32 protein-coding genes and 3 pseudogenes are annotated in these 21,658 nt (G+C 50.7%); 10 read left to right on the top strand and 25 right to left on the bottom strand.

The annotated features are described in order from the left end of the window. Positions 1-151 precede the first annotated feature (151 nt). Positions 152-1,123 (bottom strand): P63C domain-containing protein, encoded by a 972-nt coding sequence (locus ACOTWU_RS22795; protein WP_006811579.1) that lies wholly within the window; start codon positions 1,121-1,123, stop codon positions 152-154. A gap of 506 nt (positions 1,124-1,629) precedes the next feature. Here ACOTWU_RS22795 and ACOTWU_RS22790 point away from each other — a divergent pair. After that, on the top strand, positions 1,630-2,001 hold the full coding sequence (locus ACOTWU_RS22790) for a hypothetical protein (RefSeq protein WP_006811580.1): 372 nt from the start codon (positions 1,630-1,632) through the stop codon (positions 1,999-2,001). Between the two features lie 143 nt (positions 2,002-2,144). On the opposite strand, the gene ACOTWU_RS22785 is transcribed toward ACOTWU_RS22790, so the two are convergent. The 23 genes and pseudogenes from ACOTWU_RS22785 to ACOTWU_RS22675 form a co-directional block, all read right to left on the bottom strand. Then, complete coding sequence (locus ACOTWU_RS22785) at positions 2,145-2,957, bottom strand: antitermination protein (RefSeq protein WP_006811581.1); 813 nt, start codon at positions 2,955-2,957, stop codon at positions 2,145-2,147. Further along, complete coding sequence (locus ACOTWU_RS22780; RefSeq protein ID WP_017692888.1) at positions 2,954-3,091, bottom strand: YlcG family protein; 138 nt, start codon at positions 3,089-3,091, stop codon at positions 2,954-2,956. Before ACOTWU_RS22780 ends, ACOTWU_RS22785 begins: the two co-directional genes overlap by 4 nt. Continuing rightward, positions 3,088-3,444, bottom strand: a complete 357-nt coding sequence (locus ACOTWU_RS22775; RefSeq protein ID WP_045332203.1) for a RusA family crossover junction endodeoxyribonuclease — start codon at positions 3,442-3,444, stop codon at positions 3,088-3,090. The genes ACOTWU_RS22780 and ACOTWU_RS22775 overlap by 4 nt, the downstream gene beginning before the upstream one ends. Further along, positions 3,441-3,722 (bottom strand): hypothetical protein, encoded by a 282-nt coding sequence (locus ACOTWU_RS22770; RefSeq protein ID WP_017692886.1) that lies wholly within the window; start codon positions 3,720-3,722, stop codon positions 3,441-3,443. The genes ACOTWU_RS22775 and ACOTWU_RS22770 overlap by 4 nt, the downstream gene beginning before the upstream one ends. A gap of 2 nt (positions 3,723-3,724) precedes the next feature. Next, positions 3,725-3,925 carry a hypothetical protein gene (locus ACOTWU_RS22765; RefSeq protein ID WP_017692885.1) on the bottom strand — a complete coding sequence of 67 codons (201 nt, stop codon included), beginning with the start codon at positions 3,923-3,925 and terminating at the stop codon, positions 3,725-3,727. A 5-nt stretch (positions 3,926-3,930) separates the two neighbouring features. Next, the gene (locus tag ACOTWU_RS22760) at positions 3,931-4,530 is read right to left on the bottom strand and encodes a DUF1367 family protein (RefSeq protein ID WP_252049240.1); all 600 of its coding nucleotides are present in this window, start codon (positions 4,528-4,530) and stop codon (positions 3,931-3,933) included. Positions 4,531-4,934: 404 nt separating this feature from the next. Then, complete coding sequence (locus tag ACOTWU_RS22755; protein ID WP_045332197.1) at positions 4,935-5,168, bottom strand: DinI family protein; 234 nt, start codon at positions 5,166-5,168, stop codon at positions 4,935-4,937. 156 nt (positions 5,169-5,324) lie between these two features. Then, positions 5,325-5,741, bottom strand: coding sequence for a hypothetical protein (locus tag ACOTWU_RS22750; RefSeq protein ID WP_045332196.1), 417 nt, complete (start codon positions 5,739-5,741; stop codon positions 5,325-5,327). Between the two features lie 130 nt (positions 5,742-5,871). Continuing rightward, positions 5,872-6,069 carry a hypothetical protein gene (locus ACOTWU_RS22745; RefSeq protein ID WP_370968250.1) on the bottom strand — a complete coding sequence of 66 codons (198 nt, stop codon included), beginning with the start codon at positions 6,067-6,069 and terminating at the stop codon, positions 5,872-5,874. Positions 6,070-6,921: 852 nt separating this feature from the next. Then, positions 6,922-7,101 carry a hypothetical protein gene (locus ACOTWU_RS22740; RefSeq protein ID WP_223862071.1) on the bottom strand — a complete coding sequence of 60 codons (180 nt, stop codon included), beginning with the start codon at positions 7,099-7,101 and terminating at the stop codon, positions 6,922-6,924. Positions 7,102-7,336: 235 nt separating this feature from the next. After that, a complete protein-coding gene (locus ACOTWU_RS22735; RefSeq protein WP_063155754.1) occupies positions 7,337-7,609 on the bottom strand; it encodes a hypothetical protein in 273 nt (90 codons plus the stop codon). Beyond that, a pseudogene (locus ACOTWU_RS22730) lies at positions 7,599-7,852 on the bottom strand (DNA polymerase III subunit theta). The gene ACOTWU_RS22735 and the pseudogene ACOTWU_RS22730 overlap by 11 nt, the downstream one beginning before the upstream one ends. Then, on the bottom strand, positions 7,852-8,034 hold the full coding sequence (locus tag ACOTWU_RS22725) for a hypothetical protein (RefSeq protein ID WP_006808975.1): 183 nt from the start codon (positions 8,032-8,034) through the stop codon (positions 7,852-7,854). The pseudogene ACOTWU_RS22730 and the gene ACOTWU_RS22725 overlap by 1 nt, the downstream one beginning before the upstream one ends. 33 nt (positions 8,035-8,067) lie before the next feature. Continuing rightward, positions 8,068-8,214 (bottom strand): hypothetical protein, encoded by a 147-nt coding sequence (locus ACOTWU_RS22720; protein WP_162269082.1) that lies wholly within the window; start codon positions 8,212-8,214, stop codon positions 8,068-8,070. Next, positions 8,211-8,525 (bottom strand): hypothetical protein, encoded by a 315-nt coding sequence (locus tag ACOTWU_RS22715; protein WP_063155755.1) that lies wholly within the window; start codon positions 8,523-8,525, stop codon positions 8,211-8,213. The genes ACOTWU_RS22720 and ACOTWU_RS22715 overlap by 4 nt, the downstream gene beginning before the upstream one ends. Further along, entirely contained in the window at positions 8,522-9,166 is a 645-nt protein-coding gene (locus tag ACOTWU_RS22710; RefSeq protein WP_063155756.1) for a hypothetical protein, read from the bottom strand. Before ACOTWU_RS22710 ends, ACOTWU_RS22715 begins: the two co-directional genes overlap by 4 nt. Then, complete coding sequence (locus tag ACOTWU_RS22705) at positions 9,163-9,429, bottom strand: hypothetical protein (RefSeq protein WP_063155757.1); 267 nt, start codon at positions 9,427-9,429, stop codon at positions 9,163-9,165. The genes ACOTWU_RS22710 and ACOTWU_RS22705 overlap by 4 nt, the downstream gene beginning before the upstream one ends. Positions 9,430-9,455: 26 nt before the next feature. Continuing rightward, positions 9,456-9,752 (bottom strand): DUF977 family protein, encoded by a 297-nt coding sequence (locus ACOTWU_RS22700; RefSeq protein WP_220719646.1) that lies wholly within the window; start codon positions 9,750-9,752, stop codon positions 9,456-9,458. Between the two features lie 3 nt (positions 9,753-9,755). Beyond that, positions 9,756-10,442, bottom strand: a complete 687-nt coding sequence (locus ACOTWU_RS22695; RefSeq protein WP_086598713.1) for a DUF1627 domain-containing protein — start codon at positions 10,440-10,442, stop codon at positions 9,756-9,758. A gap of 11 nt (positions 10,443-10,453) precedes the next feature. Next, positions 10,454-11,146: a replication protein P gene (locus ACOTWU_RS22690; protein ID WP_047736760.1), complete on the bottom strand. Its 693-nt coding sequence runs from the start codon at positions 11,144-11,146 to the stop codon at positions 10,454-10,456. After that, positions 11,130-12,179: pseudogene (locus ACOTWU_RS22685) on the bottom strand (replication protein). Before ACOTWU_RS22685 ends, ACOTWU_RS22690 begins: the two are co-directional and overlap by 17 nt. 141 nt (positions 12,180-12,320) lie before the next feature. Beyond that, a complete protein-coding gene (locus ACOTWU_RS22680; protein ID WP_252049238.1) occupies positions 12,321-12,863 on the bottom strand; it encodes a toxin YdaT family protein in 543 nt (180 codons plus the stop codon). A gap of 2 nt (positions 12,864-12,865) precedes the next feature. Continuing rightward, positions 12,866-13,096, bottom strand: coding sequence for a hypothetical protein (locus ACOTWU_RS22675; RefSeq protein ID WP_117500397.1), 231 nt, complete (start codon positions 13,094-13,096; stop codon positions 12,866-12,868). A 120-nt stretch (positions 13,097-13,216) separates the two neighbouring features. Here ACOTWU_RS22675 and ACOTWU_RS22670 point away from each other — a divergent pair, with 120 nt between their 5' ends. The 9 genes and pseudogenes from ACOTWU_RS22670 (at position 13,217) to xis (ending at position 20,217) form a co-directional block, all read left to right on the top strand. Continuing rightward, on the top strand, positions 13,217-13,630 hold the full coding sequence (locus tag ACOTWU_RS22670) for a helix-turn-helix domain-containing protein (protein ID WP_044704637.1): 414 nt from the start codon (positions 13,217-13,219) through the stop codon (positions 13,628-13,630). 198 nt (positions 13,631-13,828) lie between these two features. Further along, complete coding sequence (locus tag ACOTWU_RS22665; protein WP_032682189.1) at positions 13,829-14,029, top strand: hypothetical protein; 201 nt, start codon at positions 13,829-13,831, stop codon at positions 14,027-14,029. Then, positions 14,029-14,226 (top strand): DUF1482 family protein, encoded by a 198-nt coding sequence (locus ACOTWU_RS22660; protein WP_144427817.1) that lies wholly within the window; start codon positions 14,029-14,031, stop codon positions 14,224-14,226. Before ACOTWU_RS22665 ends, ACOTWU_RS22660 begins: the two co-directional genes overlap by 1 nt. 7 nt (positions 14,227-14,233) lie before the next feature. Next, entirely contained in the window at positions 14,234-14,395 is a 162-nt protein-coding gene (locus ACOTWU_RS22655) for a YdaE family protein (protein ID WP_087878463.1), read from the top strand. 138 nt (positions 14,396-14,533) lie between these two features. Next, entirely contained in the window at positions 14,534-17,809 is a 3,276-nt protein-coding gene (locus ACOTWU_RS22650) for a RecE family exodeoxyribonuclease (RefSeq protein WP_220719644.1), read from the top strand. Further along, positions 17,772-18,930, top strand: a pseudogene (locus ACOTWU_RS22645) (RecT family recombinase); the annotation flags it as partial. The gene ACOTWU_RS22650 and the pseudogene ACOTWU_RS22645, both read left to right, overlap by 38 nt. 34 nt (positions 18,931-18,964) lie before the next feature. Next, complete coding sequence (locus tag ACOTWU_RS22640; protein ID WP_241866034.1) at positions 18,965-19,657, top strand: hypothetical protein; 693 nt, start codon at positions 18,965-18,967, stop codon at positions 19,655-19,657. Beyond that, positions 19,644-19,886 (top strand): DUF4060 family protein, encoded by a 243-nt coding sequence (locus tag ACOTWU_RS22635; RefSeq protein WP_045896629.1) that lies wholly within the window; start codon positions 19,644-19,646, stop codon positions 19,884-19,886. Before ACOTWU_RS22640 ends, ACOTWU_RS22635 begins: the two co-directional genes overlap by 14 nt. Before the next feature lie 46 nt (positions 19,887-19,932). Continuing rightward, positions 19,933-20,217, top strand: a complete 285-nt coding sequence (xis, locus tag ACOTWU_RS22630) for an excisionase Xis (RefSeq protein ID WP_022651668.1) — start codon at positions 19,933-19,935, stop codon at positions 20,215-20,217. Here xis and ACOTWU_RS22625 read toward each other — a convergent pair. Continuing rightward, positions 20,195-21,424, bottom strand: coding sequence for a tyrosine-type recombinase/integrase (locus tag ACOTWU_RS22625; RefSeq protein WP_006811608.1), 1,230 nt, complete (start codon positions 21,422-21,424; stop codon positions 20,195-20,197). The genes xis and ACOTWU_RS22625 overlap by 23 nt on opposite strands. Between the last annotated feature and the right edge of the window lie 234 nt (positions 21,425-21,658).

Genomic DNA, 21,658 nt, shown 5'->3' with positions numbered 1-21,658 from the left:
CTCTCAGTAATGAGGGGAATAAAAAAAGCCCGCACGGGAGCGGGCAACGAATGCAGATATTTATTTTTTTCAATTTCAGAACGAAGATTATCGGCAGTATTGGGAAAGACTTTAGACAATAAAAACCCGGCGCGGTGGCCGGGCAGAAAGTTTATAATTCTGGCTTGATACGGCCAAAAACTTTTTCAATGCCGGCCTCATACTCCTCTTTGTTGTCGCTCATTGCTGCAACGCCAAGAAGTTTGCCGATGTGTTGTCGTAAGGCCTTGACGCCAATTTCAGAAAGGAAGAGGTGTAACTTATCTGATTGCTTTCCATTCTCATCCCTACTGGCGCGAATTTGCTCTAATATCTTCCCCTTACTCTTAGCCAGTGGGACGTAAATTTGCATATTAGTCAACTGTCCAAAGCGGATCGGCCTGCCTTTTTCCGGACGATTAAGTCCATATAACCGATACCATTCCTCATACAACTCGTCGGGAAACTCTTTCTCATATTGGCGGGCTTCCTCTCGTACAAATGCCTTAAAAGCATCGATTACCTCTTGAACTTCAGGTCGATAACCGGCCAATGCATAGGCTACGCCTTTTATACCTGATTTAGCGGAAGCATTTATTAGTTTTTGAGCTGTATCGGCAGCAGGGATTCTAGACGGTGGCAGAGCATCGGCACTTTTTGCATCTATCAGCGCCTTTCCGATATCAACGATCACATCAATATCAAACCCATGAGCGTTATTGATGTTTTTGGACTGCCCACTATATTGAAAATTAATAGGATTTTCAATTTTCGCTTTTAAACTTGGACCACCAAACTCCTTCATGTAACCAGCGCTTAGTAGTTTATCGACATCCCTTGCGAAGTTGCCGATACCTAAAAGTCGAGCAAGTCCAGCCTTAGTAACTACTGCGGTTTTCGATTCATCACTTAAGACATAACACTCAGCATCTATTCCAAATTCATCTTTGAAATTACCCATATGGGTGGCTTTGTGAATTTTATCCCTCCACCTTGCAGCAGCAGCCTTTTTGGCAATGTCAGAACGCTGCTCTTTAGTAAGAGACTTCGCCCTGGCAACCCCGCCCTTAGCTTTACCCTTTGGATCTTTCTTGTCGCCTGACATATGCAAGCACCTTTCTGTAAAACATGCTTGCATAGTCAAGAGCATATAAAAGGCCGACGGATGGTAGCCTTCAGTAAACGAATGTTGTAGTGCTTAATGGTCCACCATCGAGGATTCGAACCTTGAACCACAGAGGTAGAAGCTCCGTGCACTGACCAGTGGAAAAAAAAGACCAGCATTGGGTTGCTGGTCATGGGTCATGCAGTTGTCTCTGCGAAGCGGGTGTCTCCCCACCCAGTATTTTCAGTATCGAGAGCATTATCGAATGCCACTTTAACTATAGCATCGCGGTAAAAAATCGCTTTGCCATATTCCTATGGCTCACACTCGGAAGGTTCTGTGACCCATCGTGTAACTCATGACGCGGATATGGCAAAGGCACGCCGGATCACGACCAGAAATTTTAATTAAATAGCTTGCGAATGGTGCCGATAACCTGATCACCAAATGATGATGTGTCATCTTTAAGCGTACCAGTCAAAAATGGATAACGAGGAAAACCATTAATGCATAAAAAATTGAAGTTAGCAGGAGCATTTTTATTAGCTATTTCTTCTCTTCCTGCATACACAGCTGACAAAATTGACGGCTGGATCTTTCTGACAAATACAAACAATTTCAACTTCTATGGTAAGGAACGTTCATTGACTGAAAACAAAGGTATTCGGTCAATAATCATACAAGAAGTTCCAATTTCCAAGAACTCCAGTGCGAAAATTCTCTACTCTCATTTCACCATTCCTTCTAAAGCATGCAAAAATGAGTTTGGTGAAATAACAATGTATGAAATGAGCGGAAAAGTTGCTGGAAAATATGATTATGTTAAAGGTGGCTCAAGTGCAGCCGCTTACATAGCTGATCTTGTCTGTGGAAATTAATGAATTAGCTACAAAAACCCGCACTAAAGCGGGTTTAATTTCATTTGGTCGCAATAATCAACTGTGGAAATCATACAGGACATTTTTATGCAAAGTCAACCCTAACATGCAAAAATGCGTCGTCATTTGCTTCGATCATATTATTAAGTTGTTGCCTTCTCGAATTCGACAGCCGCTTGACATTCCCACTTGCGCAGCGTGTCCACAAGCATTTCAAAGAGTGGTTTCCAGTTACGCGACCATGATGACTGATGAAGGTCAGGGAGTCGCTTCAGAATGACGCGATATACCGTCGCCGAGGAGATAGCAGAGAAGCCAATACCAGAGCAACGTTCACACGTTTTGAAAACTGGTACGCCACGTTCCTTCGTTGCTTTACGGTCCACCACTTCACCTATGCCGCCGCAACGACAACGGGCGCTTATCGTTCCCTTGCCTTCGCAAACATCACAGACCGCCGGTACAACCTCTGTTACCTCTGTCCACAGCTCCCAGTCAGACGGACGAACGGCACGGGAGCGGCTGGCCCAGTATGGCGCTTTACCCCAAGGGTACGAAACCTTGCGGGTGACCTGCTCTTTAGTGGTCCGGCCGGTACCACAACAGCTGTGACACATCACGCTGGTAGCCGCCGAACAGGAATACTCCGCGAAAGCAAACTGCGCCAGCGTCAACATGCAGGCTCCGAGCTTATCGCCAGCGGCTTTGCGGACATTTTTAGGGGCGTTTTTAATGGCAAACTGCGCCAGCGCCTGAACTGCGAGTTGTTCATCTGTTTTGCTAATGCCGGCTTTGCCGAAGAAAGCAGCCAGGCCGAAGCGCGCACGGCTGCTGGTGGTGCCAATGGCCGCCATAACATCAGTGCCGGTGAGACGATCCGGAGAGGTTCCCTTTACATCTTCGCTGATATGCATTCCCTGAGGACTAAAATGTTTAAGTGCTGCTTCCAGTTTCATGTGCCCCTCTGCTTTGATTCAATTCTGATGTAATTACGGAAGATGCGGTAATCCACCAGCACCGATCCCCGGTAGCGGTAAATCCGAAGGCGCTGCCAGCGCGCGCGGAGTATCTCAAGCGTTTCTGGCTTCATCTGGCCTCCTCTATGATGATTTGCCCGGTTTCTCCCCAGATTTTGGTAACCCGTCCGTCCCAGACATGGCTATCCTCGTCAAACACTGCATCCAGCAGAGCTTTTTCCAGATTGTCTTTGTCAGGCTTTTGTTGGTGAGGACGGCCGACATATTGCGCCCGCTTCGTCTTACTCCAGCTCTTTGGCATGGGGATGACGAACGTGACGTGATATCCGGACTCAGGCAGACGGATGCCCAGCAACCTGACATGTTCTTTGTATGCCCAGTACGCTGCTGTTGCTGGCCGTTTATGCCATCGGTCGCGCTGAGTCATTCGGGGTTTGCCAATCGGCGTAATTTCGTAAATTTTCATGCGGGCACCACCAGCCCGCGGCGGGCAACTTCAATCACTGTCAGAACAATCGCGCGGTCCATAAGCTGCCGACGCTCATCTCTGTTCAGCTTATTTCCGTTATCAATGCTGTCATGACAGCAAACGCAGAGCGCAGCTGTCGCACAGTCATCGGTTTTTAATCCCATGCCTTTCCCTTCGTTCCGGTGTGCCACCTGCGTCCCCCATGCTCCACAAAGAACACAACGCTCGATCTGGCCGACGGCGGCGAGCCATTTTTTGCTGCGATAAATAGCCATGCTCACCCCCATATCCGGTTTTGCCACCGGCGATTTATACGCGGTGGTTTATTGCCTTCAGGCAGCCGGGCGCTGACGGTCCAGGTGAGATAATCTGAGTTCAGGTTGCGCTCTACCTTCACGCCGCGGCGCTGGTATTCCGCAATAAGTTCTTCGGACTGCTGGGTTGTGCAATCGGTATGATGGAACCAGGTCTTCTTCATTCCCGTCACCCCGCGAAGCTCATGAGTTGCGCAGCGGCGTTCTCCGCCTCGCGCTGGTCCCTGAATGCCTTGGATAATATCCAGCGCCAGAGGACATCAAGCGCGGCCTTGTACAGCTGCTGGATCTCAATTTCGTCCATGTTGGCGAATGAAATACTGCGTGGGTGCTTCTGAAGTGTGCCATCCGGAAGTTTGATAGCGTCATGATGCCCGGCCTGAATAGTCACCCAGGCGCGGTATGCATCGAAAGATTTACAGAGGCTGATCCCGTTTGTTACGCGGCGGCTCGCAACCTGCACAAGATAGTGCTCAGCGGCATCGAGCAGTGCGCTTTCGTTTCCGCCATAGGAAGCCAGGAATTTAGCGTAGCCGGTAACCAGCTTGCGCTCGTTGGAGGAGATTGCGCCGCCGGTAGGCTCCCAGTATTCGAAGCCCAGATTCAGCAGAGCGAAGAAGCGGCGATGAAACGCAGGATTGCGTACCTGTTTGAAGTCGGCCACCAGCACGGCGCCGAGCTTGATTTTTGATTGCAGCAAATCGCTGGTCTCCGGCGTAGCCGGGATCAGGATCCCTGAGGACTGCTTAATGAGTTGTAACTGCGCCATGGTGTTCACTCCGTGGCGCATCGCGGTCAGGTTGCTGGTTGTTCAGGCCAGCTCAAGAATTATGATTGCGTACGTAGTGACAAGTCAATTTTTAGAAGCCATTTCCCTTACAACTTCCATAATGGTTTCTTTGGACCAGTAATGATCATCCCTGCTTAGTTTTCTGTGAGTTATGGAGCAATCTTTGGTGGAAATTATATAGCGCTCTTCCGCCCCCAACTTGAAGGACAGCAACTCCCTTCCTTTCCCATCGGTTATGGTCACTCGCAGATCTGACTGAACTACACCCTCCACGGAATCCCCCTGAGCGACATACAGACGCGATTAGAAATTGTCGGCAGCAGCATCAAAGGGATTCGCAAATTGCGGTATTCTGAAAATGCGCGCTACCCCTGAGTACACCCTTAATAGAACCAGTCGTCTGCACTTTCCCAGGTTTCCTGAAGGATACCTTCAACCGTCTTCTTCGCTTCCTTTGCCCCACCATAAACGCTTAACCCATCCGAACCAGCACGACGAACAACCAGACTGCAATCCTCGAACTGATTCCGCAGCCGTTTTAGCAGTTCTTTTTCCAGCGCTGGCATTGCTCCATCTGGAAGTTTCTTTGTGCGATCAATGGTTAACTCAATTTTCATGGTGGCCTCCTTTGCACATACTGTGTTTTTATACAGTAACCCGCAAACTCAGAATGATCAACCTGTTAAGAGCACAAAATGTTAAAAATAGAAGGCTTTGGACATAAAAAAACCTGCCGAATAAGGCAGGTTATTAGTTGCTTTAACATACGTTGCTCAATAGCACTGGAATATGGTGTTGAACTTTGAATCTGTATTATACGTTCCGTAAAACCCAGCCATCTTTCCTATTCCCTTGCTATACATCATGCTTCCTGAATAGCCAATAATCATATTTTCTTTCGCAATATTCAGTATGGGACTATGGAAAACCTCACCGTTCCCAAAATTTTCAAACATGATATCGAATCGATTACCGTAATCAATAATCACAGTCCCTGACGGAGACTGGCTATCTAGTTTTGCTTCTTTATAATTCGTAATGCTGCATTTTTTTGTGGCAGCACCAGCCTGATTATTGGTCGCATTGTTGAGATTGGTAGCAACTGGAGATTCTACATATCTTGTTTGTTCTTTAATCACGCAACCTGATAACACTGGAAGCACCATGCCCAGAAGAAGGAATTTTTTCACGATTAGTCCTTTGATATATTTCTGACAAGATTATTCCTCAGCAGAGTGCCGAGACAAAGCTGAAGCCTAATAATTAGGATTTTCCTTAGATAGGATAGCGATATTAACCACAATACGTTATCGCTTATCATCAGGCCACCAACTCTCTCGACACACAAAGTTCAGGGAGATTCGCCCTCACCAGCGCCTCAGCGAATGGCGGAGGAACTGCATTTCCACAACGTGCCACCTGCTTATCCTTCGCGTACTTCCTGCCCCGAAAATCCTGGTCGATGATGTACCACTCCTGGAAGCCCTGCGCCCGGTATAGCTCATGCGGTTGCAGCATGCGCATGCCAATATCGACTATGCGATAATCTAGGACTTTGATAAGCAGTTAGGGCCGCACTGTTTGCGCAGAAATTCTTAGTCCTGCTGTGGGCGCTGCTCGTTGTCCCCATACACAGCCATCAATGTTTTCCCTTTACCGTCGTGCGCCCCGCCTGCGATACAGTCGCCATTTGCTGGTAGATGCGCTGCCCATCCCGGCAAATCAAAAGTAGTTTCTTTAGATGAGATATGATCGATGCGTGGCGATTGTTGAAGGGCATGCTGTTGACAAATTATCAACAGACTCTCATAGAGAGTGAAAACTTTGAATTACACGACTCAAAGAACTTGGAAAAGGGTGTCAACGGTTAAGGATGTTAACTATATGTTACACGCAACTTAAAAATAAACACCTGTCGTTGACGATTCTTACGCAGATTGCGCGATATCATGTTGCGCAATTCTGACCTTTCATTGAAGAAATCATCACTCGATCAAATTTTGAATTTTTTTTCTTAATTATTGACATGTCTTCCAGGCCTTACGGTACGAGGACTTAGCCTTTTTTACTCTTTTACAACCTCAATTTAACGTCAAAATCAACCCTTGTGCTGAAAAGATTCCTTACTAGAATACTCATCATATAGCGCAATTATTTTTTGCAAGCCCTATATATAGTATTTAAACATTTAAATTTTTACGGCCTGCCGGAAATGAAAAAACCCGGCTGATTAGACCGGGTTCTTCAATCGGTAACTGGAGGTGAGAACTCCACTTACCGTGCCAAATGTATCTGGCGACTGAAGTTAGCTTAAACAAATGAACTGAATTCTTCAAGCGAGGGGACGGAACAAGAACGCTTCCGGACACTTTAGATAACCTTGAAGATTGATATGCAAGTAAAATTTTTTGCCAGGGTTTTTGGTGATTCTTGAACCCCACCCAACCCAAAATCGTGCTGAATGTATCTGGCGACTACTGATACAGCAACTGCAAAGGCAAGCCCAGGGGTATTTGCGGCGAGGCGCGATGAACAAAGAGGAAGCTGCATAGCATTGCTCCTGTTGATCTTAAAACTCGCGCCCCCGGTGACGGCCATCATTACGGCCCTGCGGGGATACTTCAAAGACCGCTAACCCTAAGCCTAGGAGGCTATTATGGTTGCATTGCTGTTGAAAATCGTACCGCCGATGTTCGTGATCATTAACGCGATCATTGAGTACGTAAACCAGCGTCCTTAAGCCTGGTTTTGAAAAGGCCCGGAGTAGTGGGCCTTATTAACTTCGTTACAGCAGCTCATCTGGGATTGGTTTCACACCTGAGCTTTCAATGAACTGGATTATCTCCTGCCCAGTTGTGCTACGACCAATGGCTACCGCGTAGACGTGCCCGTTATGCTGAATATGGTCAACCTCAAAGGTTTTGAGGGGAGTGCCATTGTTTACACAACCAGCAGCCTGAACGGTAACTTCTCCTACAAGCAACTTTTGTTTGGGATAATCGTCCATCTTGATCATCCCATCGAGACCGCGACCAATCAATAGATATTCAACTTTCACCTAGCATCCTCCTGCTTCTGATAACCGGTTCGTTGCCTTTCGGCAAAATGATAGAACGTTCCCGATAATATCTTAGACACTCAATAAAATACTCTCGGTACTGCTCAGGTTGTTCTCAGGCCATCTGCTCCGCGATGACGGGTATATTCAAACACTCTTTGTAAACAACGCTGAGGCGGAAAGATCAACGTTAACCTTATCGCGATCTTCCTGCGGCTTTGCAGCAATGTTCCATTCAGACATCAGTCAGCAGTCCTCCCTCTCTTCTTTCTGGTCTCATAAGGAGATCTAAAACCATCAACAGATTCAACCTCTCCAGCATCAAACCGTTTCGCATTTGCAATTTGTGATTTCCTCCAGAACTTTTTATGTCTTTTCATTGAAGCTTTATATTTTTCTGCTGGAGTCATTTCTTCGTTAGACATAAAACCCCCTCGGTTATTTGAGGGGATTATAGATCACTTCTGCTGCGGTGATGCCGCTATCATCCGGCGATACACATCGTAAGTTCCGAATTGTTCATCACCAGCCTCAAGCATTTCATGGGTGGGTTCTTCTGGCACCATCACCCAACCATCCGGAATCACCGGAGAGTTGCCGCTCACAGCCTCCTGAAAGCGTCCAAGCTCCACGTACTCCTGACATGACCACCGCCATCAATGAAATCGCGAGCTTCAACAGCGTCGAATGTGAATGATGTTTCGCTGCCGGTTGGCGAGGTTAAGCCGTACAGGTCTGCTACCGGCTTAAACTGCGTGACCAGAATATTTTCCGTAATATTTTGTTGTGAGTTTTGTTGTCGATTGGCAGCTCGCTCAGCCTTCAACGACAGAGCAAGATACTGCTCCATCGACGTTTTGGCTCCGGCAATAATCTCGTCCAGCACATCATCAGTCAGGTCTTTATCTGTCATCATCGCAGTATATCCTCCACGCCAATCAACCCCTTCCTGCTCAAGTAGTCCATTGCATCGCTTTGTAACTTACTATCAGGATTGGCCTTTCTGAGTGAATGGGCTAAACGCTTAACCCACATGACCAACTCGCCCACGCTTTTGGTATCCTCATTAGTGAGGGCACCATCGGCACCCTGAAGAATGGCGGTGACAGCGTTGATAGCCTCAACTTGAGGCATCTCCATCATGCGATGATCGCTCGTTACTATGAATGGCGCAGAGTGCTTAAGCATGGCGGCGCGGTGGGCTTTCCAGCCGCCACGGAAAGTGTCGTCAAAGTCGTCATCTTCCATGAACCGACGCTTGTACTCTTCTCGTGTCAGCTCGTCCGGCACAAATACTGGCGCTGGCTGAGCGGTGTAAACAGGCATAACGTCGCTTTGCCCTTTATTGCTCTCGTCAGTCAAAGACCAGAACAGCCTGCCTGCCGGATGCTTGAAGATGTACGCCACCGGCTCCGCTTCGAGCGTTGACAGCGCTAGCTTCATCGCAGCAAGCGCCATCGCCGCATCTTCGTTTACTGCGCCGGGCACAGCATCGCACTCTTCTTCAAGCTCTGCGATAGTCTGATTTAGCCATTCTTTTAGGGGAGTATTCATCATTTCAAACCCTCCAACATTGGCAGCCGGTACGCAGCTACCGCTTTGTATTCTTCTCCCGGTGATTCTGCCATTTCGTTGAGGGCGCTAATTTCTGAGACTAAGGCGTCCTCGCCATAAGCAACGCAGAACTCATCTAAATGCGCCTCACCTTCAGAATCAGCTATGGCATACAGGAATGGCTCGGCCTTCAACACTGCCTGCGCGATTTTAGCCAAGCATTTATCCATCTGCGCCAGCTTGCTCTCAGGGAATCCGGCAACCATAGCGAGTCGCATTTCTGTGCGCGCAATCAACTGCTCTTTGGTGAATTCTTTGGTAATTGTGCTCTTGCAGCCGCCTTGTTGTGTGAAAAACGTTTCAGGTCAAAGTCGATAGTTGCCCGCTGGTCACGGAAAATTCCGCAGCGCCCGTGGCGAACTAGACCACCCTGCTCTACCGCTACGCGGAGATATTTCTCCGCCGTGGTCCGGTGCAGGCCGAACATCGCAACGACGTCATTCGTGGTGATGCGCCCCTGCTCCTTCACCAGTTCGATAATTCGGTTGATGATCAGAGCGCGTTCTTTGTCGGTTTTCTTTCTGGCCATCGGTTATTCCCTCCCTGTCAGCTGATGCACGAGATTTCTGTGGCGACCAATAACACGAACCGCGTCACGCAGTTTGGTCAGTTGCTCCAGCTTGTTTCTGGTGCGGCGGATTTCGCGAGAAATGTCCCTCACCGCTGGTACAGCTTCGACTGCGGCGCGCCCTTCGGTGAACGAGGGGATCTCACTCACGATCTGTTCGACTGGTTTTGCTTCTTCCGGCGCGGCAGGTGCCTCCGGTACCGGTTCTTGCTTAACGGGTTCTGTAACAACAGCAAGGGACCAGGTAACGCCTTTACCCTTCCCGTTCTTCACCACAACGCCCTGGCGCTCCAGCGCGCGAAGAACAGAGACCATTCCGCGGGCATTGCGATTGACGGCCGCAGCCAGCGAAACTGTCGTCATTGCCCCCTGCTCACGCAGCTGCAGTCGGACGACATTAGGATCAACGGGTTCCGGCTCCTCACCTTTCAGACGCGGGGCCTGATGAACAGGTGCCTTTGGCGTTGACTGCTGAGACTGACCTTTCACGGTACCGAGGAACCAGCCGCCGTCTCCAAAATCGCATAACCCCTGATCACGCTGCTCACGTAACATGGTGAGCGCATCAACCGGGTCGATTTCAAGACGGTCAGCAACTTCGCGGTATGTCGCCCGCCCCATTTTTTCCAGTACCTGAATTACGGTTTCCATGTGATTTCCTCTCAAATCAGTCCAGCGTCTTTCCGCTGTTTGTATTTCGCCATCAGCATCTGCGCTGGAGTCGGGCCTCGATCCTGAGCTGGTGCGGTTAGTGCCCGGCGTACTGGTGGAACAGGCTTTCCATCAAGAACACGCATTTCCCAGTCGTGGAGTAGATCACCAGCAACGCGAACAAGTTCTTTCTCGCTGAGCTGCCCGTCAGTACCGCGTCTGCGCAGTTCAAGGCAGATGTGATAGAGCACGGGCTGGCTCCACGGATATTGCTCACTGGTCGGGTAGCGAAATACCAGCTTTCGCCAGCGCCAGTATTCGGACATGACATCGTCAACGGTGATACCTAGGGCGCCATGACCTTCCCGGCACCATGCGATGAACTGACCTGGCGACGGCAGGAACGGGCGTTCCTGGCGACGTGCAATGCGCAGCCCGGCGTTCACCTGTTCCATGGTGGTGATCCCGTTTTCACGAAATGCCAGAGCCCACTGGCGGCGCAGTTCGTCAAACTCAGACTGGTCGCTGAAGCTATGCACGCTGGCCGGGAATGCTGCACGCAAGGCGCTAAACAGCGCGTTGAAGATTTCAGCGGTCTGCTCGGCAGGCGTGTCCTGCGCATCCGGCAATTCAGGCATGCCGCGTGCTATGCGCGCAAAATTTTCACGGTCTATGCTGACCATCTGCTCAGAAAGACTTTTCATCGAACACCCCGTTGATCCAGTCTGTGTTGTTGAAATCGACCTTGCCCTTCGCAGTGGTCTTCGTTGTCTGTCCACCGCTGCGCAGGCGCTTGGTAGTTAGGTCGTCCCACTTCCTGCGCAGGCTTGACGGGCTCAGGATGTTGTCTTTCCAGAAATCATCCTTGTTGGCCCACTTGAACAGATCGCAAATCTCGAAGTGCGTACGTTTGTCCTGGACGCGCATCAGGCGGATTGTGTTAGCCCATTCGACCCATTTCGGTTCGCTCAGGCTGGCATTGACCATCAGGCGCAGAGAATGAATCCAGCGAGCGGCTTTGAGATCGTCAGCAGTTCCCCATGATTTACCTGCCGGGGTGTAAATTCCGTCAGCAGCTTCAGGGTGACGAGAGAGGAATTTTTGAGTCGCCTCGTTTCGGGATTCTTCAGAATTCCGAGACGAAGAGATCTTATTATTTATATTGTTGTTATTATATTGTTGTTCATGATGCGCGGGGAATTGCGCGGTCTTATGCGCGGGTAAATGCGCGGCATGTCCCTCGCAAGCCGCGCCACTACTGGCTTCGTCATGCGCGGTGAAATGCTCGCCGTTATGCGCGGGGAATTGCGCGGGTAAATCGTCTATTTTTTGAGCATATTACTCATAATTTGTGATGGTTATCACAGTGCCTTTTCGCTTCTCTCCAGAACGAGAAATCATTCCTTCGCGCTCGAAAACATCAAGCATCCTGTCCACGGCGTGGCGACTACTCGGCTTCCCTTCCCGGTCGCATAATTTCAGCCCCAAATTGGCCGTTGTGGTTACCAGTTGTCCGGTTTGTAAGGGCCATTGACGGCCTTTAAAGTTCGCCGTGTAGGGCTGACGTGCAGCACCCAAAAGAAGGTTCTCCCACAACGTGCGCAGGAACACATCTTTCGCCCAAGGCTTCTTCAGTACGCTCCGGTACAACGGGATGAATCCGGTCTTCTGGTTCTCCATCCGGTTGCTCCTGATGGCACTACGTGCCGCAAAATCGGCATAAGCGACATTTGACATGCTATGCCCCTTTAGCCTGGTGTTTAGTACATGCGTTTGTCATAATGACCTCGCAATTACGTCCCGTTTTTGCACCCGAAAGCCGTTGGTGTTCGCGCACCGCGGCTTTCACCTTAAATTCGACATGATTCACTGCACACCTCACATTACGCCCGGGCTTATGACCGCAAGACCACTCAGAACCTGAATAACAGCCTCCCCAGGCAGAAGCGCCAGCAGGTGTTCAATGCCCTCCCTCACCTCTTTCACCAGCTGGTGCTGCGGCGCCCTCAGAATCACCGCGCGTTTCGCTTCGCCGATTACCTTCTCCATCGCTGCATAGCGCGTCATAAAGCAGTCCTGAGGTACCAGGCGTCCACGGAACTCAAGCGGTAGAACGGCGATGATCGCGGGCGACAGCTGGCTGATGTTTTTGCGTGCATACTCCGTATCACCATCGAGCCAGCGGAAGAGTTTCTGACGCTTACGGCTCAGGTCTTCAGGAAAATCGAGCCCGGCGCCGCCCTGTCGCTCCCATTCCTCAACAATGATTCCGGCAACGACATCCTGGTTATCCAGTGACGCGGCCCAGGCACGAACGGCGTCGCGGATCTGTTCGTGCTTATCTGCCGCGCTTGGCTGATTGCGATTTATCATCGCCGCCGGTGTTATTCCGGTATTTTGTTGATATGAAATGCCGTGCATGGTCAGGACTCCTGTTTTGGCAGCCCGTCAGTGGGATTTGGATATGCCACTGGGTCGATTTCATGAGGGGTAACCTGCCACTCAAGAATCCGACAAAGGGGCAAAATTCGACCGTGAGGAATTTTTCCTTTCCGAAGCCACTTACCGACAGCCTGCGATGAAATGCCGAAGCACTCTCCAATGCCTACTTGCGTCATGTGGCTGCTGATTTTGACTTTAAGTTGGTTATCCATTTGTTGTCCTGCATGTTGGTGAATGTTGGCAGGAGAATAACATTTAAAACTTTTGGTTCCAACAAAAATCAAACCAATAGTTCTGATGAACTATAAAACCATTGGTTGTAAAATGAAAATATGAATAAAACTCCTCACCCTGTGTTTGCCAAAAGAATCCATCAAGTGATGGAGGAAAACGGCTGGAGCATGGCTGATTTAGCCAGGCGCGTGATGCTTTCACATACTTCAGTGCGTAAATGGGCGAATGGTGCAGCAGCAGCAAGCGGCGAGCGCCTAAAAAGGCTGTCAGCCGTAACCGGCAGACCTGAGTACTGGTTCTTTATGGAACCGGGCACAGAAGGGGAGAATGGAGAAGAACTTCCGACATTACCTCGCGTTCTTGATGAACAGGAACAAACGTTGTTATCTCTGTTTAATCAGTTGCCTGAAGCTGAAAAGCTCCGTTTGATCATTCACACCAGGGGTGTGGTGAAAGAAATGGACCTACTGAAGAATGATGTCTACGACATAATGAACGATCTCAAGAAATAGCCACATTCCCGCTCTAAACAAAAAAGACACCGCATTGGTGTCTTTTTTTACCCCCCCCAAATAGAACTATTGGTTCCATTCGCACTTTACTTATCGAACTTATGGTTGTACTCTTCATTCCATCGACAACACGCGCACCGTTGTCAGGTTAAGAAATGTTCCGCCAGCCTGGCGACAAGGGCAAACAAGGGGATTGAGATGAAAGGCAACCCATCAGTACCAAACAGCGGTCGCGCTGTTCCAATGCGCAACCAGCGAACCGGAGCAGCATGGCTGGTCTCTTTTAACTACAGCGACGGCACTTACTGGCATGAACCGCAGGGAAATCTGCGTCACATACGCCGGCCATATGCCTCACGCAGCATCGAACCGCATCTGGTCCCGGCAGGTACGCACTGATGAATACTCTTTTTGCATTAGTGCTGACCATTGGCATGACCAATGGCGATTTCCAGGAGGTAGTTCTGGATGTCTATGAAAGCCAGCAGCAGTGCGAACAAGCAGCTGTTGAACAGCAAGTAACAGGGAACTGTTACCCGGTAGAAAAAGTTGTACGCGCCGATGAGGTTCCAGCTGACACCACGGCGAAATTCTGAGGAGACGATGATGCTGAAGAAATGCGCGTACTGCCGCAAGCCGATCGAGCAAGGGAAGGAAGTTAAAAACGAACTACTTTTCATCCACGGCTCGCAGCTGAAACGCGAACAACGCGATTACTGCTCTGTACGTTGCGCTTCGTTCGACCAGATGGCTCACGAAGCATAACGAAAACCCCGCGCAAGGCGGGATTTACGTCCGGTGCCACCGACCAAAGTTACACCGGAATTTATACCAAACCAAAAACACACCCTATGGGCGCTATTTCTGGCCCGGGGATCTTACATCCAAAAATGAGGATCTGACATGGAATTTTTCCATCTGCTCAAAGCCAGTCAGAAATCTGGCAAGAAAGATGCGGTGATTTGGTTCACTGCGAAAAGTGCAGCCCGCGCCAATCTCCAACTCGATGTTGCACTGGAAGAAGCAGGCATTGAAGAAACTGGCCGCGGTAAAGACTACGCCAAACCGATCCGCACCGATTTCCCCGTATATAACGACCTGCCGGAAGAAGGCACTGTGGATTACACCTGGTGCGAACGCTACGCACTCCAGGACGATGGACGCACGTGGCTGCCAAAGGCAGGAGCTGAGTCTACTGGATCCGTGGATAACACTGCCGCTCCGGAAACGACCGTTAAAGTCGAAACTATCGACGAGAGTGTTACGCTTGAAAACCGTACTCCAGCAGTCCGTTTTGCCTTCCACCTGGCCAGCGACAAATATCAGACGCATATCAGTAAAGAGCAGCAGTTGGCTGCCAGCGAAATGTCACTTGATGAAGGCAACACCTATCTCCAGAATCTGCTACTGGCGAAGAACGACACCCCTGAAGTTGCCGAACTCAGCCTGAACGCTGAGTGGAAACTGGTACAGGCGATTAAGCAGGTATTCGCGCCAGATGAAGAGCACGAAGTAAAGCTACTCGCTGCTTTTATGGCCGACTGGTTGAGAGTAGATGCTGGCGACCGCAATGAGGTAGTAAGAGAGTGGAGGAGCGGAAAGCTTACTCTGCTCAAATCAGAAAGAACCAGCGACGCCGGGGTTGAAACTGGCCAGCATATCGCTACTGATGACGGTATCCAGATCGGCGAGCACGACGATGAAAACACCCGTTATCCAGTGTGCAGAATGCCCTTCCGTAAGCAGCTTCTTGCACAGTTCACCGCCGACGAACTGCGCCACCACGTTACCCGCGAAGAGTACGAAGCTATCAGCATGCTGGAGATGGACACTGACAACAGCTACGTCCAGAACCTACTGCTGGCGGCAGAAAACTGCGAAGAGGTTAAGGGCTACGATACCAAAGACCTGTGGCGCTACACCGACGCCATTCGCAAGGTATTCAGCCAGGAGAAGCGTCACGAACTCGCGTTGGTTCTTCGTTTCACCAAAATATGGGCAGAAACTGATTACATTGACCGTGGCATCCTGGCGCGTGAATGGGCTGCCGGTAACCGCATCAGCAGCGTGCAGCGTACTGATTCCGGCACTAACGCTGATGGCGGCTATGTTACTGACCGCGGCGAAGGCGCGCATCATACGATGGACACACTCGATCTTGAGATCGCATGCGCCCTGCTGCCTATGGATTTTCATCACTTTGAAATCCCCTCCAGCGTTTTGCGCCGCGCCAAAGAGATCGTGGCGAAGCGAGAAGAACCATGGAAATCATGGAGTGCCATTCTGCGCAACCAGCCTGGGGTTTTGTCGGTAAACCGCGCGGCTATCTTCAACGTGATCCGCATCGCTCCAGAAAACATTCATCACACGCCAGTGGCTCATCTTGAGTTCGTGAATAAAACCATGACGGCAGAGTTTAACTCCGCGGTTGAGCTTCTTCCGTTATCTGAGCCAGTTGTTGAGGTGGAAGCTCAAGCAGCTCAACCGAAAGTTGAAAACCTCGGAGGTGGAATTTTCTCCATCGATGCCCTATTGGGTGGAACTACCGATCCGGTTATCAATACCTCCTCAAATGAAGTCCAAAAAACGGAAAACGCAGCGGAGACCACCAGCGATGTGCAGATGGAAACGACTCAGCCAAAGAAAGTCGAAAATACTGATCCGGTACAACCAGGCGAAGGCGCTGATGCAGCTGATACGCAAGCAGTTACCGTAGCTCCGGCAGAGATACTGGCCGCAGCCGCACCAAGCCTCACTAACCAGGAGCAGGCTGGGGATCACCAAAAAACAGATTCTGTCAGCCAGGAAGAGCCAGAACCTGCTCAAAGCGAACCAAAATCGGCACAAAACGAACCAGAAGTGCATCAGGAAGAACCAGCTGTTGAATATCCTGCTTATTTCGAGCCAGGCCGCTATGAAGGTCTTCCGAACGAGGTTTACCACGCCGCCAACGGCATCAGCTCAACTCAGGTGAAAGATGCGCGCGTATCGCTGATGTACTTCAATGCGCGCCACGTTGAGAAAACCATCGTGAAAGAGCGCTCCGCAGTTCTGGACATGGGCAACTTAGTGCATGCGCTGGCGTTGCAGCCTGAACAGCTGGATGCAGAGTTCAGCATTGAACCGGTTATCCCTGAAGGCGCATTCACCACCACGGCGACACTGCGCGCCTTTATTGATGAGTACAACAACGGCCTGCCTGTACTGCTGAGCGCAGACGATATCAAAAGATTTCTTGAAGAGCATAACGCCACGCTGCCCGCTCAGGTGCCGCTGGGCGCTAGCCTGGAAGAAACAGCGCAGAACTATATGACGCTGCCAGCTAACTTCCAGCGTATCGATGCAGACCAGAAGCAGACGGCAACGGCAATGAAAGCCTGCATCAAAGAGTACAACGCCACCCTGCCGACGCCGGTTAAAACTAGCGGCAGCCGTGACGCGCTGCTCGAGCAGTTAGCGATCATCAACCCTGACATGGTGGCGCAGGAAGCGCAGAAGCCACAACCACTGAAAGTCTCTGGCACGAAGGCCGATCTGATTCAGGCCGTGAAAGCAGTCAAACCAGATGCTGTTTTTGCCGACGAGTTGCTGGATGCCTGGCGCGATAACCCGGAAGGGAAAGTGCTGGTCACCCGCCAGCAGTTGAGCACCGCGCTGAACATTCAAAAAGCACTTCTGGCTCACCCGACCGCCGGCATGCTACTGACCCACCCGAGCCGCGCCGTCGAGGTGAGTTACTTCGGCTTTGACGAGGAGACGGGCCTGGAAGTTCGTGTGCGCCCGGACCTCGAGATCGACCTGGACGGTGTGCGTATCGGCTCAGACCTGAAAACTATCAGCATGTGGAACGTAAAGCAGGAAAGCCTGCGCGCCCGGCTGCACCGGGAAATTATTGAACGTGATTATCACCTGAGCGCGGCTATGTACTGCGAAACCGCAGCGCTGGACCAGTTCTTCTGGATTTTCGTCAACAAAGACGAGAACTACCACTGGATCGCCATCATCGAGGCATCCGCTGAATTACTGGAGCTGGGCATGCTCGAGTACCGTAAAGCGATGCGCGCTATCGCAACCGGATTCGACACAGGTGAATGGCCAGCACCTATCACTGCCGACTACACCGACGAACTGAACGACTTCGACCAGCGCCGCCTCGAAGCGCTGCGTACTCAGGCATAAGGGGAATGATGATGGAAAACATGAATATCGTAACTGCTGAGCAGCAGGCTCCAAACACAATCTCTGCCAGCAATGCAATTTTCAATGTGCAGGCTCTTGGGCAGCTTACCGCCTTTGCAAACCTGATGGCTGACTCTCAGGTTACTGTTCCTGCACACCTGGCAGGGAAGCCTGCCGATTGCATGGCGATTGTCATGCAGGCTATGCAATGGGGTATGAATCCTTACGCAGTGGCGCAAAAAACACATCTGGTTAACGGCGTACTGGGATATGAAGCTCAACTGATCAACGCTGTGATTGCCAGTTCAAGCGCTATTCGCGGACGCTTCCACTACCGCTACGGCGGCGAATGGGAGCGATGCGCAAAAACGAAAGAGATTCAGCGTAAAAAGCATGGGAAAAACGGGGAATACACTGTCACAGAACGCATCCGTGGCTGGAATGATGAAGATGAAAACGGCTTATTTGTACAGGTTGGCGCCATTTTGCGAGGTGAATCTGAAATCACCTGGGGTGAACCTGTTTACCTTTCAGGAATTGTCACTCGCAACTCACCGCTCTGGGTTTCCAATCCTAAGCAACAGATCGCTTATCTGGCGGTGAAGTACTGGGCTCGCCTGTATTGCCCTGAAGTCATCCTCGGCGTCTATAGTCCGGACGAAGTTGAGCAGCGCACTGAGAAAGAAATAAATCCGGCGCCGCAGCGAATGAGCATGGCTGAAATTGCTGCGGACAACGTATCTAGCCCACAGAATACGCATCAGTCTTCAGAAAATATCGACACTCTGGCCAAGGATTTCCGCGACCGCATTGAAGCCGCTCAGGACGTAGATAGCGCCAAAGCGGTCCGTGCCGACATCGAAACCGCTAAAGCGACGCTTGGATCCGCACTGTTCACCGAGCTGAAAAACAAAGCCGTTAAGCGGTACTACCTGGTCGATGCACGTAACAAGGTTGAGGCGGCTATCAACTCCCTACCTTCTCCGGAAGAACCGGACGCGATAGAGCGGTTCACGGAAGCCGAGCGTGTGCTCGCATCTTCAAAGCGTCACCTAGGCGACGAGCTGCACGATCAGTTCAGCATCACCCTGGCGGATATGAAACCGGAATACGTGGACTAAGGGAGGCGGGAGGGTCCGCCCTCCCAGTAACGATATGACGAAAATTATTGAACGTGGGATGATTTTTAACGGCGAGATGGTGCGCGCCATCCTCGACGGCCGTAAGACCCAGACACGTAGGATTATTAAGGACTGCACGGTCGGAAGAGACCCAATTTCAAAATTCATTCAGATCGGGAAGAAGTTTATCGGTTGTTACCCGGAAGATGTTCCCGAACTAATCAGGGAATGCTGCACGTACGGAGTACCAGGCGATCGCATATGGGTGCGGGAGACCTTCCAAGGGCCTCTCTTTGATTTCGAGCAAATGGAAGCCTATCAGGAAGATTCTTCGAAATTCAAAAAGCCAGAATTTTGTGTCTACAAAGCTGATGGAAAGCCAGCTCCTGAGTTTTTTGACGCTGACGACAATCTGCATTGTGGCTGGCGCCCGTCAATCCACATGCCGCGCTGGGCGTCCCGCATCACGCTGGAGATTACCGGCGTTCGGGTCGAGCAGTTAAAGAGCATCAGCGAAGAGGAGGCCCGATCAGAAGGTGTTGCCCGATTGCGTGAAGGTTTTTGGAAACATTACCAGCCGGGCTGGACGCAGCATCAGCTAAGCGCCAGGGGATCATTCGCTACGCTCTGGGATTCCATTTACGGCTCTGGTGAATGGGATAGAAATCCTTGGGTCTGGGTGGTCGAGTTTAACCGTATCGAAGGAGATGAGCATGCGACTAATTAATCGTGGTAGTCAGCAATCCCCGTTAGCGCGTCAGGCATGCGAAATCGCGCTGGCTGCTCACCAGCAAAGATACGGCGACTATGGGCGCAGCAAGATGAAAGAGACGTATACGGTGAAGGTTGAAGGCGTGAAGGTCTGGGTGGAGGTGGTGAACCGCAAGGCGAGCTATGTGGCCACGGCAATGACAGGCATGCGCCGCTTGCGTGCCCTTCCCGGCCAGGCGTCCTGATAAAGAATTATCAAACGGCCCCGGTTGGGGCCCTTGGAGAACGAAGATGAGCAAAGCAACGAATAAATTTGAGCTGATGAGCACTAAAGACATCTGCGGGCAGCTGTGTATTTCCTCACGTACGCTCGAACGCTACAGGAAAAGAGCCCCAAACGAGAACCCTTTCCCTGAGCCAGATTGCGCTTACATGGGTGGACCCAATAAATGGCTCAGAACCAAAGTCACCGCCTGGCAGATTAAAGAGATGTCACGATCAACCCGTAAGCCGATGTCTCACCTGAACCTAACCCGTGATGATAAAGGCCGTCTCACCCGACCTGACGCGGCGTGAACTCCAGAATGTCGGGCTCGACGATGCTCATAAGTCGGGCCCACCACTTACCATATGCCACTCTCATTTCCTCAACATAGGTGTGCTTGTCGTACACTGACCACACACCAGGCAGTTTGTGGCCAAGCATTATTTCGGCGATATGCGGCTCGGTTAGCTCTGAGAAATTCGTTCGCGCAGTCCTGCGCAGATCATGAATAGTAAAGTGTGGGACCTGCTCGTTATAGGCCTTGAGCATGAACTTAACCAGGTTACTGCTGATGCTCATATGGAAGCCTTCACTCATCGGCTTGTCTTCATATTTTGAAAAAACAAAGCGTCCTGGCGCCAGCTCAATGGCCCGTTTTATCAGCGGGAGCATTTCCGGGATGATAGGTCGAATTATCGGTTTCTTTGTCTTCCGCCCTGTCTTGTGGTTTTCCCATGGAACAGTCCAGATCCCTTCTTCAAAATCAAAGTGTGCGACTTCAGCCTGCCGGAGTTCGCCAACCCTGCACGCCCATATCAGAGACAATTTATAGAGGATCTTGTTTCGCTCAATGAGGCGGGAATCCTCAATGGCTCGCCAGACAATCGCCAGTTCTTTACGGTCCAGGGTTCGCTCACCCATTTGTTTCTGGATGCCGAAATCACGCCCAGACATTTCTGACAGCGGGTTAACTTCCAGCAGTTGCCGTTTCACTGCCCAGGAATAACACTGTCGGCCGTTGCTGATCACGCGCCGGGTGATCTCGCTGTAACCCTGGGCCAATCTGTCCAGGACAGTGAGCCAGTTGTGTAGCGTGAGCTGATGCGCAGGGTATTTCCCGAGCTTGGGGAAAACGTGCAGTTCAAACGAGCGGAGGACCTGCCCGGCTGATTCTTTCTGAATGCAGACCATTGAGTGCCATTCACGGAACAGCTCTTCGAAGGTGTACTGGCTGTTAATCTTGGCTTTATCGAGGCTTTGCCTGATCCGAGGGTTTTCGCCACGGGCAAGAATAGCTGCCCACTTTGCGACTTCATCGCGCGCGGCTTTTAATCCGAACTCCGGATAGCTGCCGATCGTCATCTTGTCCTGTTTGCCCAGGAAGCGGAATCGGTAGAAAAAAGTAACGGCCCCCTTTTTGGAGATGCGTACCCACAGACCATCACGGTCTGCCTTTTCTTCAACTTTGTCTCGTTCGCGCCCAAGGCACGACTTTAGATAACTATCTGAAATAGCCATGATTTGTCCCTGCGTGTGTCCATCAGAACGGGAGGTTATGTGTCCATCATAGAATATGGACGCACTGGTGGACACAAAAACCATGACTTATGATGTCGTAGGTTGACTGTACATGCAAACAGTATAATTTTTGGAAAGGCTGATTTGATGGGGATCTTGAGGCGTTTTTGTCGGAGGTTTGCGAAGGCTGGCGGGGTATCAATTATCGATGTGAGCAATGATCGAAAAGTTACG

It is taken from the genome of Enterobacter cloacae complex sp. GYL001, from assembly GCF_049237125.1.
GTDB classification, from domain to species: Bacteria; Pseudomonadota; Gammaproteobacteria; order Enterobacterales; family Enterobacteriaceae; genus Enterobacter; species Enterobacter hormaechei_C.
Note: the sequence above shows the minus strand (reverse complement) of the source record. Positions and strands in the feature narration are given on the sequence as shown.